Origin of the sequence: Amycolatopsis alkalitolerans (genome assembly GCF_006152065.1) — a bacterium.
Lineage (GTDB): Bacteria > Actinomycetota > Actinomycetes > Mycobacteriales > Pseudonocardiaceae > Amycolatopsis_E > Amycolatopsis_E alkalitolerans.
Genome location: NZ_VDFW01000011.1, coordinates 1 through 14,913, shown reverse-complemented (window position 1 = coordinate 14,913; position 14,913 = coordinate 1). Strand labels below are relative to the sequence as shown.

11 protein-coding genes are annotated in these 14,913 nt (G+C 68.7%); 3 read left to right on the top strand and 8 right to left on the bottom strand.

Annotation, left to right across the window (positions count from 1 at the left end; all coding sequences use genetic code 11):
• Positions 1 to 14 precede the first annotated feature (14 nt).
• The 3 genes from FG385_RS14635 to FG385_RS14625 all read right to left on the bottom strand — a co-directional run bounded on the left by FG385_RS14635 (position 15) and on the right by FG385_RS14625 (position 4,696).
• The gene (locus FG385_RS14635; protein WP_139097274.1) at positions 15 to 1,619 is read right to left on the bottom strand and encodes a UbiD family decarboxylase; all 1,605 of its coding nucleotides are present in this window, start codon (positions 1,617 to 1,619) and stop codon (positions 15 to 17) included.
• A gap of 37 nt (positions 1,620 to 1,656) precedes the next feature.
• Positions 1,657 to 3,090 carry an SLC13 family permease gene (locus FG385_RS14630; RefSeq protein ID WP_160148803.1) on the bottom strand — a complete coding sequence of 478 codons (1,434 nt, stop codon included), beginning with the start codon at positions 3,088 to 3,090 and terminating at the stop codon, positions 1,657 to 1,659.
• Between the two features lie 157 nt (positions 3,091 to 3,247).
• Positions 3,248 to 4,696 carry a UbiD family decarboxylase gene (locus tag FG385_RS14625; protein ID WP_139097272.1) on the bottom strand — a complete coding sequence of 483 codons (1,449 nt, stop codon included), beginning with the start codon at positions 4,694 to 4,696 and terminating at the stop codon, positions 3,248 to 3,250.
• Positions 4,697 to 5,279: 583 nt separating this feature from the next.
• Between FG385_RS14625 and FG385_RS14620 the strand changes: the two genes are divergently transcribed.
• Positions 5,280 to 6,494 (top strand): PucR family transcriptional regulator, encoded by a 1,215-nt coding sequence (locus FG385_RS14620; protein ID WP_160148802.1) that lies wholly within the window; start codon positions 5,280 to 5,282, stop codon positions 6,492 to 6,494.
• Here FG385_RS14620 and FG385_RS14615 read toward each other — a convergent pair.
• The 5 genes from FG385_RS14615 to FG385_RS33925 all read right to left on the bottom strand — a co-directional run bounded on the left by FG385_RS14615 (position 6,481) and on the right by FG385_RS33925 (position 13,635).
• Positions 6,481 to 9,300, bottom strand: coding sequence for an aminotransferase class III-fold pyridoxal phosphate-dependent enzyme (locus FG385_RS14615; RefSeq protein WP_139097270.1), 2,820 nt, complete (start codon positions 9,298 to 9,300; stop codon positions 6,481 to 6,483). The two genes, FG385_RS14620 and FG385_RS14615, sit on opposite strands and share 14 nt — an antisense overlap.
• Before the next feature lie 79 nt (positions 9,301 to 9,379).
• The gene (locus FG385_RS14610) at positions 9,380 to 10,147 is read right to left on the bottom strand and encodes a LamB/YcsF family protein (protein WP_139097269.1); all 768 of its coding nucleotides are present in this window, start codon (positions 10,145 to 10,147) and stop codon (positions 9,380 to 9,382) included.
• Positions 10,144 to 11,169, bottom strand: coding sequence for a 5-oxoprolinase subunit C family protein (locus FG385_RS14605; protein WP_139097268.1), 1,026 nt, complete (start codon positions 11,167 to 11,169; stop codon positions 10,144 to 10,146). Before FG385_RS14605 ends, FG385_RS14610 begins: the two co-directional genes overlap by 4 nt.
• The gene (locus FG385_RS14600; protein ID WP_160148801.1) at positions 11,162 to 11,962 is read right to left on the bottom strand and encodes a 5-oxoprolinase subunit B family protein; all 801 of its coding nucleotides are present in this window, start codon (positions 11,960 to 11,962) and stop codon (positions 11,162 to 11,164) included. The genes FG385_RS14605 and FG385_RS14600 overlap by 8 nt, the downstream gene beginning before the upstream one ends.
• Positions 11,959 to 13,635: a purine-cytosine permease family protein gene (locus tag FG385_RS33925; RefSeq protein WP_160148800.1), complete on the bottom strand. Its 1,677-nt coding sequence runs from the start codon at positions 13,633 to 13,635 to the stop codon at positions 11,959 to 11,961. Before FG385_RS33925 ends, FG385_RS14600 begins: the two co-directional genes overlap by 4 nt.
• A gap of 241 nt (positions 13,636 to 13,876) precedes the next feature.
• Here FG385_RS33925 and FG385_RS14595 point away from each other — a divergent pair, with 241 nt between their 5' ends.
• Entirely contained in the window at positions 13,877 to 14,470 is a 594-nt protein-coding gene (locus FG385_RS14595) for a helix-turn-helix domain-containing protein (protein WP_139097266.1), read from the top strand.
• 69 nt (positions 14,471 to 14,539) lie between these two features.
• Positions 14,540 to 14,833, top strand: coding sequence for a hypothetical protein (locus tag FG385_RS14590; RefSeq protein ID WP_139097265.1), 294 nt, complete (start codon positions 14,540 to 14,542; stop codon positions 14,831 to 14,833).
• The last annotated feature ends 80 nt before the right edge of the window (positions 14,834 to 14,913 follow it).

Genomic DNA, 14,913 nt, shown 5'->3' with positions numbered 1-14,913 from the left:
GGGATCGGCGCGGCTCAGTCGTCGGACGACCGAACCGGCGTGTTCATCGGAACGTCGCTCCGGCGGTGGGCGGCGTGCTTTTCGGCCGTGCTCCAGAACTCGCCCCGGACCGCGAGCTGTGCCTCCTGCTCGAACTCGTCGCTCCAGTCGCCCAGGGAGTAGCCGAACCAGGGCGCCCGCGGTTCCAGGGCCGGCAGCCCCAGCTCCTCCCAGATCGTGCGAGCGCGCTCCATGTACTCCCGCTTCGGCAGCGAGATCGGCGGGTACGGCTGCTTGAGGGTGGCGTCCAGCAGGATGGCCGCGTCCTGCCCGTCGTTCACCGGCCCGGCCGGGCCGTGCCCCCACGAACGGTGTTCCACCACCTGCATGTCCCGGCGCGGGTCCATGCGGTAGGCCAGCGCCCACAGAATGGCGTCCGTGTTCTCCGGGTCGATGTCCTCGTTCACCGCGATGGTGAACTTGCCCACCGCGTTCTGCAGCGAACTCGCGGCGTACATCGCCCGCCACACGTTGGTCTCTTCGGCGCCGTTCTCGAACACCAGCACGACGAACTTGCGGATGTTGGTCAGTGGCTCGTGCAGGAAGACACGTTTGAGGCCGTGGATGCCGATCTCGTGCAGCGTGGTGAGAAACCGTTCCTCGTAGGCGATGCGCTTGATCAGGCTCGACTCGCTCGGGGTCACCTGGCTCAGGATCGAGGTGAAGATGGCGTCCCGGCGGCGGGTGATGGCGGTGACGTCCATGAAGGCGTTGTATTCCTGCAGGTTCACATGACCGTGTGACTCGCCGAACGGCGCCTCCGGCTCGAGGAACTCGGTGTCGATGTAGCCCTCGATCACGATCTCGGCTTCGGCCGGCACCAGGACGTCGACCGTGCGGGCCTTGGCGACCCGCAGCGGGGATCCCACGAGACCGCCGGCCACCGCCAGTTCGTCCAATCCCATCGGGACCTTCTGCACCGCGGTGAGCGTCACGCACGGGGGCGCGCCGACGACGATCGCACATGGCAACTTCTGGCCGAGGGCGCGGGCCTTGTTCCAGTGCACCGTGATTCCCTGGTTGAGTTCGTGCGAAGCGTTCATGCCGACGCAGGTCGGACTCTTGATCTGCCCCCGGTAGTTGCCCGAGTTCTGTACCCCGGTCTCCGGATCGCGGGTGAGGTAGTGACCGCTGGTGAGGTAGGGCGCGTTGTCCCACCCTGGCGTCGAGATCGGCACCGGCAGCGCGTCCAGGCCGTTCGTGTTCAGTTCCCCGCCTTCGACCACGATCTCCTGGCACGGCGCGTCGGACACCACCTGGGGTTCGATGGGGTTGCCCATGGCGCGGGCCCAGGTCGGCGTCACCTCGTCCAGCGGGCAACCCATGGACAGCGCATAGATCTCCCGGTTGGAGGCGAGCGCGCCCACCAGGACGGGTATGTCGTACCGGCGCCCGTTTCCGTCGACCACGTTCTCGAACAAGAACGCCTTGCGCTGCTCCGGCGGAACGCCCCCGCAGAACTGCCACCGCACCAACGGGTGGAGTTCGGTGTTCTTGTCGATGGGGCGGTGTACCCGAATGAGCAACCCGGCTTCCTCCAGCCGGCGCACATGCTCATGGAGATCCGGATAGCTGGTCATCTGTTTCCTCTCGTCGCGATGAGAGCCGAAGGCGTTGTCAGTGCAGCATTCCCGTCACCTGCCAGTAGAAGACGCCGACGACGCCGAGCCCCAGCGAGGTGGTGATCACGGAAGCCAGCCCGAACTTGAAGATGTCTTTCTGGGTGAACAACCCGTAGCCATAGGCGAACAGGACACCGGCCGCCTGATAGAGGAAGAAGTACTGCGAGAAGATGCTCATGTAGGCGACGAACCCGTACACCAGCGGGTTCAGCCCGTACATGACCGCCGCATGATGGAACACCGGGACCGTCACCGCCATCGCCGACGCCGCGTCGCCGGTGAACAGGTGGATGAGCATCGACAGCAGGCTGGCCACGATGCCGAGCACGAACGGGTTGTTCGGCAGCTGGCTGGGAACCAGCCAATGCTCGACGATCGGGGCGAGGTGAAGCTCCTTGATCAGTGCGCCCAAGGCGAAGGCGCCGGTCAGGAAGAAAATGATGTTCCAGTTCATCCGGCGGGTGAAGTCCTGGAAGTTCATCACGCCGATGCCGGGCAGCAACATGAGCACGAACACGCTCAACGCGATCCACCCGGCGTCCAGCCCGGTCCAGGAACTCGTGAGCCACAACGCGATGGCGAGACCGATGAAGCCCATGGTGCGCCATTCCGCTGGGGTCAGCCGTCCCAGACTCTCGAGCTTGCTCCGGCTGATATCCGCCGGGATCTTGATATCCGCCGCGAACAGGATTCTGATCGCGATGAGGCCGAGTACCGAGACGGCCAGCGAAGGAACCATGAAATGGGTGAACCAGCCCACGTAGCTCAACTTTTCCTGGGCCAGGCCGAGGAACGTCTGGTTCAACCAGAAACCGTTGAACACATACATCAGGGTCGGCTGGCCGACCCCGAGGATCATCATGGCCATCGCCCTGGTGCTGGCTTCCCGGCGAAGCCCTTTCATGGTCGCCCCGGCGGCCGCGATGACCGGGTAGAGGATGCCGACCCTGGCGAAGTCCCCGGCCATTCCGATGACGGAGAAAACCGTGCCGGAGACGATCGCGAAGAGCCCGAACGACCAGAACGACCGGGAGAAATACCGGAGCAGCCTGCTCGTCAGGCGCTCGCCGAGGCTGGTGTCGGCGATCATGTAGCCGAAACCGAACGACGCGAAGACAAACCAGATCTGTGAGGAGGTCCAGGAGGGCCTCAGCAGCGTTTCGCCGTCGGAAACCCCCGAGAGGATGGCCGTGACGACGAAGAGCAACGCGACGACGCCCTGGGGTGCCGCCCTGAGCAGCCACAACACGATCGTCGCCAGGATCAGTGCCGCGCCGTGCTCCTGGCGCACATTCAGGTCGGGTATGTGGATGAACCATACGACGAGTCCCACCGTTATTCCGGCCGCCCAGCGCAGGCCGGTGTTCAGTGGCGTCCTGGAATCCGGTGAGGTGGTCGTCGCGGGGCGGGAAAGATCGACTGCGGTCATGGTGTTCTCCTGCCACTGCACAATCCGGCCGGAGCACGGTGTCGACATTGACGATCGTCGCCGCGCCCGGGTTGAGGTGGGGACTTTGCCGATAACGCGGGAACCAGGTCTGACAGGCCATCCCGCCGGTTCGCTTGGTCAGACTTTTCGCCGTTCCCTAACTCTTGCTAGGGAAAACCTGAGGGAACTGCCGCATGACCCGAGCGGCCACGTCCTGCCGGACCGTAACCGGAGCGGGGAACGTACCTTGTGCCCGGCGCCCGTACGGCTGGCAGGCGATGATGACGGCCCGGGACATCGACAGTGCGCCCAATGACTCGTCCGGCGCCCGCTCGACCATGGGATCCAGTGCCATACCCCAGGAATGGCGGATGAACTCGATGGCGTCCACCGGATCGGTCCGGGTGGTGAGCGCCCACATCACCTCGTCGAGGTTGCCCGGATCGATGTCGTCGTCGACGACGATCGTGTACTTGCCGCCGAAGGCGCCCTCCCGCACCTGGGAAGCCACCATGCCGGCTTGCTGGGCGTGACCGAGATAGGCCTGGTCGATGGAGACGACGTTGAGCGCCCGGGTATAGCCGGCCTCGTGGCACCACACACCGGTGACGTTCGGTACACCGGCTTCTTCCAGCGCGTCCCAGATCATCGCCGACCGCATGGGACAACGGAAATAGGAATAGTCATAGGGCGGAATCCCGGCGCAGGTGCCGAGAATGATCGGCTCGTCCCGGTAGTAGACCGCTTCCACGTCGAGCGTGGGTGTCGGCATCTTGCCGCCGGCGTAGTAGCCGAGGAATTCCCCGTAGGGCCCGTCGAAGACGACCTCCTCGGACAGATAGCCCTCGGCGACGATCTCGCTCGTCGCCGGGACCGGCAGCTTCGTGATGGGCAGCGTCACCAGATCCAGGTCGCCGCGCAACTGGTCGAAGACGTCGTATTCCGACGTGCCGGCGGGCAGTTCCATCCCGCCGAGCGCGGACAGTGCCGGATGATGACCGAGCGAGACGGCGACCGGAACGCGTTCGCCGCGACGCCGGTACTTCTCCATATGCAGCCGCGCGTGGTGGCTGGAATTGACGAACAGGCACAGGCGCCGGGAGTCGTAACGCATCATGCGGTAGGTGCCGACATTGACCCAGCCCGTCTCGGGGTCGCGGGTCACGACGGCGTCGAAGGTACCGAGGTAGTTCCCGCCGTCGTGCTCGTGCCACAGCGGCGCCGGGAACTTCGACAGGTCGACGTCGCTGCCGCGCATCTGGTTCTGGAACAGCGGAGCGCTCTGGTCATCGCGGGCGCGGCCCACGACATCGGTGGCGGCCGGGTGCCGCAGACGGGAGCGCAACTGCCGGACGAGGTGCTGGCTGCCGCCGCCCGGCTCGCAACCGAGGCTGTAGCCGACCCGCTCGGCGTCCAGCAGTGAGCCGGTCAGTATCCGGAACCCCGGCTCGTACCCCTTGATCCGGTCGAAGAGAAGCACCCATTTGTGGTTCTTCGCATTGAGATCCGTGATGGCACCGATCTCCAGGTGCGGATCGGCTTCCAGAACATCGCGGACGATATCGCGGGAGCTCATCTGGTCCACCCAGGTTCTCAAGTCCTCCATGACACTCCCTTTGGTGCTGGGCCGTTGAGGTGGAGCCGGCGGCGCCGGTCGGTCGCGGCGCGCGGCCACTGGATGGCCGGAGGAGACCACGCCATGAGCACCATCGCCCTTCCGTGGGACCGCGTACCGATTGAGCTGCTCGCCAGGACTCCCTCAGAGCCCTTCGAGAGACCGCCGGCCGCGGCGCGTCAGCTACATACTGACCGGATAGTATATTGACTGCGAGTCAGAGACAAGGCTGAGGTGCGACTGGTCCGAGGGCCACCGCCTGCTTACCCGTGGCTCACGACCACCGGGTCAACCAGGACCAGACATGCTCGGTTCGTGATCTTGTTGTCTTTACGCGCGGGTGTGTTTGCTTGCCAGGGCACTGAGTTGGCCCTTGGTGTCGCTGAGTTGGCTCGGGGCGTTATCGAGTTGGCCGGCCGCTGTCGCCTAGGGCAAGGTCAGCGACCGGACCAGCCAACTCGACACCGCAGCGGACAAACCCACCGACCTCACGGGCAAACACGGCAACGTAAACCGGACAGGATCACACGACACTAGTCATGGTCCCGGCCGGCCGTCTGCGATGCTGGTGACCATGGCCGAATTGGACGCGGTGACGGATCCGCAGGACGCGATCCGGCTCGTGGCCGGGCGGCTGCTCGACACCCGCCTTGACGAGCTGGTGCACCAGGCGGTGGACCGGCTTCGCGCCGACGAACCGGAGTACGCGACGTCGGAGGTCAGCCGGGCCGACCTGGTGAACATGATGCGCCGCACGCTGGCGCTGGCGCTCACCCGCGCCGCCGGGCGGCCCATCCCGGCCGCGATCGCGGACGCCGCCGCGGAAGCGGGCCGGGTGCGCGCCCGCCAGCGCCTGCCGCTGCCGGCGCTCCTGCACGCCTTCCGCATCGATCTGCGCATCCTGTGGGAGGCCGTGATCGACGAAGGGCGCAAGGTCGGGCTGACCGCCAACGAGTCGTTCGTGGAGAGTTCGGTCCTGTTGTGGGAGGCCGTGGAACGCAACACCGCCGAAATGGTCGACGCGTACCGGGGCACCGAGCACGATATGGCGCTGCACCTCGACGAGTTGCGGCACGCGGCGTTCGAGCGGCTCATCGGGTCCGGCGAAGGGGACCCGGCGGCCGCGCGGGAGGCCGCCAAGCGGCTGGACCTGCCATTGGCCGAGCCGACCCTGGTCGTCGTCGCGGAGGACGTTCCGCACCAGCACGACGCCGGCCGGATCACCGCGACCCGGCTGCGCTCCCTCGGGCTCGCGCATTACCAGGCGTGGCGCCCGGACGAGCTGTACATCCTCGCCGCGCTGGGCGGGCGGCGGATCGACGAGGTGCTTCCGGCGGTGGGTGCCCTGGACGCGTGGCGGTGCGGGGCGTTCGTGGCCGACGGGCTGGCCGGGGTGGCGCAGGCGGTCCGGCTCGCCCGCGCGGTCATCCGGGCGATGCCGGGGCCGGGGTTGCGGCTGCTCAACACCTCCTGGCTGGCGACGCTGGCCAATGTGGACAGTGAGCTCGGCGGCGTGCTGGCCCGTGACGTGCTGGGCAAGGTCCTCGCGCTGCCGGAGCACGAACGAGCCGCCATGCTCGAGACACTCGAGACCTACCTCGACGGCGACGGTTCCTTGCCGGAGGTGGCCGCCAAGCTGTACCGGCACCGCAACACGATCCGGAACCGGCTGCAGTCGCTGGAAAGGATCACCGGGCTGCAGCTGTCGCGCCCGCGGGACCTCGCGACCGTCGCACTCGCCGTGGCGTGGTTGCGAGGTTCCGCCGGGCGCGAGCTCACCGAAGACTGAGCAGCACGGCGTCGAGCGTCTCGGCGAACCGGGTCACATGCTCGCGGTCGAACACCATGGGCGGCTTGATCTTGAGCACATTGTCGTGGACGCCGGTCGGGTACACGATCACCCCACGGTCCTTCATCGCCTCGGCCACCGCCATGGCCTCGGCGGTGGCCGGCTCCCGCCCGTCGCGGACCAGTTCGATGCCGAGGTAGAGACCCTGCCCGCGGACGTCGCCGACCACCGCGTGCCGCTCCCGTAGCTCGTGAAGCGTCCGCAGGAAGTAGGCACCGACGTCGGCGGCGTGCTCCTGCAGCCCGTCGCCCTGCACGATGTCCAGCACCGTCTGGCCGATCGCGCACGACACCGGGTTGCCGCCGAAGGTGTTGAAGTACTTCATACCGGTGTCGAACGCGTCGGCGATCTCGCGCGTCGTCACCACGGCGGCGATGGGATGGCCGTTGCCGAGGGGTTTGCCCATGGTCACGATGTCCGGTACGACACCGTGGGTCTCGAAGCCCCAGAACGCGCTCCCCAGCCGGCCGACGCCGACCTGGACCTCGTCGGAGATGCACAGCCCGCCGGCCGCCCGCACGGCGGAGAACGCGGCGGGCAGGTACCCGTCGGGCAGCATGATCGTGCCCGCGGTGCCCATCAGCGACTCGGCGATGAACGCGGCCGGCGGGCTGTCCAGGCCCGCCACCACCGCCGCCACGTCGGCCGCGTAACGCGCGCCCGCGTCCGGATCGTCGTAGCCGTACGGACCCCGGTAACGGTCGGGGCGCACCACCTCGTGCGTGGTGGGCGGGGCGCCGGTGCCGCCAGGGCCCTTGTAGCGATTGGGGCTGATACCGGTCACGGCGGTGGTGTTGCCGTGGTACGCGCCGTCGAGCACGAGCACGTCGGTGCGGCCGGTGACCTGCCGCGCGATGCGCAGCGCGAGGTCGTTCGCCTCGCTGCCGGTACAGACCAGGAACGCGACCTCGAGCGGGTCCGGCAGTGTGGCGCACAGGCGTTCGGCGTACGCGGCGATGCCCTCGTAGACGAACCGGCTGTTCGTGTTGAGCTTGGCCAACTGCCGGGCGGCCGCCGCGGAAACCCGGGGTTCGGCATGGCCGACGTGCGTGACGTTGTTGATCGCGTCGAGGTAGCCGAACCCGTCCTCGTCGTAGAGCCACACCCCGCGCCCGCGCACCAGGTTCATCGGGCGCCGGTAGTAAGCGCGCTGGGAGCGGGCGAACCGGCTCCGGCGCACGGAAACGATGTCGTGCACGTCCCTCCGGGCGGATCCGGCGGGTGCGGCGCCCAGCAGTGCAGCGGGATCGGGCGACAGAATAGTCCACAATGGAACGTCGGCGGGGCGCACGTGGCGTGGCGGCGGTTCGGCCACGAACGCCGGCGCCGTCACCACCTGGACCTGCACATCCGCACCGGCCTTACCCAAGATCGCCCCGGGCTCGGCCCGCTCTCCGGTCCCGAGTGGACTGTCCACTCCCCACCAGATGCTCCAGAAATCCTGGTGGCGCAACACCAACTGTTCCCCGGTCCGTTCGACCTTGGCGGCCAGCGGCGCGCGCAGGGGCTCGCCCTCGGGCAGGAAAAGCCGGATGCCCAGCTGGACGGTCTCGGCCGCGCCGGATCGTGGCTCGGCCGCCAGCAAAGAGGCGCTCAGGTGCCGGGAGAAGCCCCGCGCGCCGGTCGCCCGCGCCACCGCGTGCGGCTCGGTCCAGTCGAGCCCGTCGTAGAGGTCACTGGCGGGGGTGAGGTCGATTTCGGTGAGCGGCCCGGAAACCACCGCAGAATCCGCGCGGGGCCGGGGCGATTCCGGCCGCGAAAACCCACACGCCGCACGGAACGCGGCCTCGGCCAGGGCAGGGTGGATGCGCACGATGCGCGCCACGGCGGGCCAGGTGTGCCGCATACGTGCCCGGCCGTAACCGTCTTCGGCCTCCGCGGTACGCCGTGTCCACGTCGTGGCGTTGACGCAGAGCCGGGCGGCGGCGAGCGGGAAGATCACCGCGAGTTCGGACTCCGTCAGCGGCACCACCGAATGGAACCCGGCCACGACGGCGACCGCGGCGGCGAGCGGGTCTTCCTTGCGCAGCATGGCGTAGGCCACCGCGATCGCGACCTCGGCGACCCGGATCGTGTGCAGGGCGTCGCCGACGTCGAGCACTCCGCTCAGGCGCCACTCTCCCCCGTCGCCCGGCTCGGCGAGCACGTTGAAATCGTTGATGTCGTGGTGGACGACGCCCGCTGGCAGCTCGCCGAACTCGCCCGCACACCGGTCGAACCAGCTCAGTACCCGTGCCACATTGCCACGGTCGTTCTCGTTCGTGACGAAGGGCAGCCCGGTTTCGATGGCGTCGCGTGCCCTGCGGACATCCCAGTGGTGCGACGTGATCCCGTCGCGGACCGGGAGATCGGCCAGCGCGAGAGTCAGCCGGCCCGCGACCTGTCCCAGTTCGGTGAGCAGTGCCGGAGGATGGTGCGGGACCTCGGCGAACAGTGTCCCGGGCAGCCAGGTCAGCAACCGGACGACGTAGGGGCCGTAGGCCACGAGTGAGTCGCCGGAGCGCGCGGGCACGAGGCGCGACACGGGAACCTGGGGCACCCGCTCGGCCAGATGGGCCAGCACGTCGGTCTGCCACCGGAGCACGACGTCCTCTGTGGACCCTTTCGTCGCCTTGAGCAGGAACTCCTCGCCGTCCGCGGTGACGATGCGCACGTTGTGATCGCTTTCGCCGCCGAGAACTTCTTGCCGCACCGCGTCAAGGCCGTAGTGCTCGCTCAGCACGGTCTGGATCTGGGAAGGCTTCACGTCTGCGAGTCAATCGGTCCGCCGTGGCCCGGGCAATGTGCGGGGATCACGGGACCGGTGGCCGGATTGTGCACGAGCACTATCCGGCCACCGCGGTCGCGAGATCCACCACTTCGATGTCGTGTTCGGCCAGGCGCTTTCGCAGCGTCACGGCGACGTCCACGACGCCAGGCATGTCGCCGTGCAGGCACAGCGTCGGCGTGTCCACCCGCAGCGACGATCCGTCGACCGCGGTCGCGGCGTGTTCGGTGACGAGCCGGATCGCCCGGCGCGCCACGTCTTCGGCGTCGCGCGGCTGCTTCATCGGTTCCACCACGGGAAAACCGTCGGGCTGGTAGTCGAGGTCCACGTAGCCCTCGTGCCGGACCGTGAGCCCGTACTCACCGGCGAGCCGTTCCGGCCAGCCCTGGCCGACGATCACGAGCAGGCTCCGGTCGTACCGCGACACGGCCTCCAGCAGCGCGCGGGCGTACTCCTCGCGGCGTCCGCACATGGCATACAGCGAACCGTGCGGTTTGACATGCCGCATCGTGCCGCCCTCGGCCCGCACGAACGCGTCCAGCGCGCCGATCTGGTACAGGATGTCGTCGAGCAGGTCTTCCGCGGCGATCTCCAGTGGGCGGCGGCCGAACCCGCGCAGATCCGGCAGCGCCACATGGGCGCCGACATCGGCACCGGCGGCGATCGCGGCCTTGGTGACCCGGTGCATGATGCGCGGATCCCCGGCGTGGAAACCGCACGCGATGTTGACCGTCGGCACGAGCGGGATCAGGTCCTCGTCCGGGCCGAGCTGCCAGCGGCCGAAGCCTTCGCCCATATCGGAATTGATGTTGACACGCCAGGTCATCGCGGCTCCAGGTACTCGGGAGAGCCCACCGCGCGGGCGGCGAGATGGGCGTCGTGGGCAACGTCTGGATCGATCGCGCGGAACGTCGTCACGTCATGCGGTTTGAGCTGCGCGAGAACCGCCAGATCCGGGCTGATCACCGTCGCTATCTTCGCGTACCCGCCGAGGCTCGGCCCGTCCACGCCCATCACGATGGGCTCCAGCCCGCTCGGCACCTGGATGGAACCGATGCAGATCGAGTCGTCGACGATGTTCGACGGATCGGAACCCGCTTGCGCGACAAGGTGTTCCGGGCGCGGCCGGAAATGCAGGGCGGGGCCGACGAAGCGGCAGCCCATCCGGTCGGACGTGGGAGACAGCCGCCACTCGGTGGTCAGGAAGGTTTCCACACTCTCTTCGGTGAACAGGTGGTCCTGCGGGCCGAGCACCACCCGCAGGCACGCCGGTGCCCGGTGGCCGGGCACGAGCGCGGGCCGGATCCGCCGCCGGGCAAGGTATTCGAGCCGGCGGCCCGGTTCGTAGGCGGCGAGCACATCGCGTGCCTGCAGGCCGCGCCCGCCGAGACCGCCGATGCCGGCCCGGACATTGGTGGACCGGCTTCCGAGCACCGGCTCCACGGCCAGGCCCCCGGCGACGGCCAGGTACGCCCGGGCTCCGGCGCGGGGCGCGCCGAACGCGATCTCGTCGGCCGCGTGCACCGCGACCGATGTCCACAGTGGAATCGGCTCGCCGTTGAGCGTCGGCTGGAGGTCGGCGCCGGTGACCGCGACGACCGTGCTGCCCAGCACGCGCAGCCTCGGCCCGGCGAGCAGGATCTCCAGCCCGGCCGCGCCGGTTTCCGCGCCGACCAGCACGTGGTCCCCGACCTCGTTGCCCACCAGCAGGTTCGCGAGCTTCAGCGCGGACGCGTCGAACGCGCCGGACGGCGGGATCCCGTCGGCCAGGTAGCCCGGCCTGCCCAGGTCCTGGATCGTCGTCTGCAGCCCGGGATCGAGTACTTCGAGCACATTGCGCTCACGCATCGGCGGCCGCCAACCGGTGCACCCCGGCCTCGATCTGGTACTCGTAGCGCCCGGACACGACCGCGGCCCGGATCTCCTCGTACTCCTCGCCGCTGATCGGCACGTACCGGTGCCGGTCCCCCACCCGGGGCAGCACCGGCCCGTCCGCGAACGCGGCGTTGCGGCGCGACGGATCGAAGAGGTCGATCGGCGTCCGGCCGAGCAGCTGGTAGCCGCCGGGGCTGCGCACCGGGTAGTAGGAGGTGATGGTGCCGGCCAGGCAGACGATGCCGGGGTCGGTCCACTTGCGCGGGCGTTCGTACTTCGGGCCGGTCAGCCCCATCTCGCCCAGCGGCACCGCCTGGTAGGTGCTGGGCTGGAAACCCACGGCCGACACCCAGTGCAGCACCCCGGCGTGCCGCGCGACGACCTCCTCGCGCGGCACGCCGTTGACCTCGGCCAGGTAGTCGATGTTGTTGCCCACACCGTGTGCCCGCGCGCATTCCCGCGACCACGGATCGTCGTACCAGACCGGGATCGTGACCAACCTCGACGGGAACTCCGTGAGCTCGACGAGATCTGTGACCAGATCGGTGAGCACGCGCTCGAGATCGCGGCGGCGGATCAGCACCGGGTCGTAGACCACCCCGAGCGACCGGTGCGTGGGCACCGTTTCGCGCATGCCGGGCACCTTCGCGTCCTTGAGTGCCCGGTCGAGCGCGAGCACCCGGAAGTTCAGCGCCAGATCGATCCGGTCGCCGAACTCGACGCACAGTTCGAGATCGCCCAGCGAGCGGAACACGATCTCCGTCATGTCGGTTCCACCGGTGTCGCCGGATGGCGGACGGCGATCACTTCGAGATGCCGCCGGATGTCGGCGTCGGAGGGGGTGAACGCCTCGGTCTTGCAGCGTTCGCCGCAGGTGCGGTGCGCGGCGCAGCACACCGAGCACAGCACGTGCGTGTCGGTCACCGGGCAGGTCACCATGTCCTGCCGCATGACCCGCTCCCCGCATTTGCCGCACGCGAGCATGTTCTCCGCGGCCTCCATCTGGTCGTCGTCACGCGAGAAGTCGTCCAGCCAGTCCGGATCCGGGTCGCGGGCCAGGCGCTTGAACCGCCCCTTCCCGGCGAGCTCGACGACGATCGGGCCGCCGAAGCCGATCGCCAGCGCGAGCGCGTCACCGAGGATCGAGCCCACGACGGCGTCCGGGATCGCGGCCATCGACAGGATGGCGCCCACGAGCGCCCCGAGCAACAGGCTGCCCAGCGCGGGGAGACCCCAGTTGGCCAGGTAGCCGCGGCGGTGCTCGATATGGGCCGGCGGTACCCGCAGTTTCGGCTTGATGACCAGGATGTCGGCGAGCAGCACACCCAGCCAGGCCAGGCAGAAGATGCCCATGAACGACACCACCGCGATCAGGTGCTCCTCGACGTGCAGCAGGGCGCCGGCGAAGGCCACCACCCCGACGAACATGACCCAGAACCGGCGCCCCGGCACCCAGTGCAGGATCCGGGAGGCGAAGTTGGCCAGCGCCAGCGAACCGCTGTAGAAGTTCATGTTGTTGATCCGCAACTGGGTGGCCGCGACCCAGAGCACGCCGAAGAGGCCGAGGACCCCGGTGATGTAGCTGCCCGGGTTGTCGCTGCCGGTGTAGAGCGCGAGCACGGCGCCGAGCGGGAACGACACCAGGTACACGGCGGCGATCACCACGAACGGGCCCACCACCATCGCGCGCTTGACCTCCGTCTTGCGGATGAACCGCGAGAAGTCACCGGTGCCGAGGATCTGGATGACGACGTTCGGCAGGAGCGCGCCGAGTGCGCCGAAGAACCCGGCTGCGGTGAAGCCCGGTTGCGAGAACGACGGCGACAGGTCCGAATGCCCCACCGCGGCGATCACCAGCCAGCCCAGGCCCACCAGGAACACCGGGCCGAGCCAGCGCTGCACGAAGTCGTTCTGGGTGAAGCCGTACCAGCAGATCGGCACGGACACGAACGCGGTGATGAGGAACCACACCGGGGCCGGCACCGCGGGCCATTCCGTGTGCAGCGCGGTCCCGAGGTAGGCCGCCTCGATCGCCGCGTACATCATCCAGTTCACGGCGTAGATGAGTGACGTGACGGCGGATCCGAGGAAGCCGAATCCGCTGCCGCGGGTGATCAGGTCGAGGTCGAGGCCGGTCATCGCGGTCACCCGCGCGATCACCGCGGAGCCGAGCCAGCCGAGCACGGTGCCCACGGCGAACGCCGTCATCGCCGCGGGGAAGCCGAAGGTCAGCGTCAACTGCCCGCCGAGTGCCAGGAAGAACACCGACGAGGTCAGCCCGCTCAGCGACATGGCGAAACTGAACGCCGGCCGCTTCCAGTGCGCGGGCACCTTGCGCAGGGCGTAGTCCTCGGCCGCCTCGCGCCGGGCCTGCGCCCCTCTGGGGATCAGGGCTGCCTTCACCGGCCTGGTTCCCGCACCGTCGGGTGTGCTGGTCATACCCACCTCCGCTGGGTCTCCAGACGTGCCCGCGTCGCCACGCCCGTCCGGCTGCTGTCATTGGTCGGAAAGTTCACCACCAGCGAATACGGCGAACAAGAGATGACCTGTCAGCCAACGGTCCGCGAAACTGTGCCCGTGCACAGTGCGGGTGCCCCCGCCGTTCGGCGAGACTGAATCGTTGGGCCCGGCGCGAGGAGCTGGCAAAGCGCTTTGCGGAAACCGCATGCACCATGGAGGCATGAGCGAAGAGTTCGACGCCGTGCTGGCCGCGGTCGGGCCCCGGCTCCGCGAGTTGCGCCGCCGCAGCGGAGCCACCCTCACCGCGCTGTCGGAGACCACCGGCATTCCGGTCAGCACGCTGTCCCGGCTGGAGTCCGGGCAGCGCAAGCCGGGCCTGGAGCTCCTGCTCCCCCTGGCCAGGGCCTACCGCGTGCCGCTCGACGAACTGGTCGACGCCCCGCCCAGCGGTGACCCGCGGGTGTATCCGCGCCCGGTCAACCACCACGGCATGACCGTCATCCCGCTGAGCCGCACCCCCGGCGGGCTGCAGGTGTTCAAGCAGATCCTCCCCGCCGGACGGACGGACTGTCTCGAGCCGGATCCCCGCTCGCACGAGGGATACCACTGGCTGTACATCCTCAATGGACGGCTACGGATGATCCTCGGCGACCAGGACTTCGTCCTCACCGCCGGGGAGGTCGCCGAGTTCGACACCCACCTCCCGCACTGGTTCGGCAACGCCGACGCCCACGCGGTGGAGTTCCTGAGTATCTTCGGGCCCCAGGGCGAGCGCTTCCACATCAAGGCCCGCTACCGGCCCGGCTCGCGCTGAGGCCGTCACCGCCCGGAGGGCCCCATGCGGTGGCCCTCGACACGGCTCCCGGACAGAAGCGGATCGATCATGACCCCACGGAGCGCGCAGGACACCGAACCCTTCTGCTGGTGCTGTGGCCGCGACAAGCCCGAGACCGAACTCGTCCGCCTCGGCTCACATCCCGAAGTCGGTGTCTGCCTCGAGTGCGCCCGCTGGCTCCAACGGCGCGCGCGGCAACGCCACGACAGCCGGCATCCCGGTCCGTCGGCCCGCCTCCGCGGGGGCATCGACGCGGGCCGCGACCTGGTGATCCGCAAAGGCTGGCATCGCCGTGGGCTGCTCGGTGCCCTGCTGCGGCGGATCGACCGCTACCTGCCCTAGGCCCAAAGCCGTTCAGTTAGGTCGGCGGCGGTGTTGTCAAGATCGGCTGGATGTCGATGGTGGTGGTGGCTGGGCGGTTG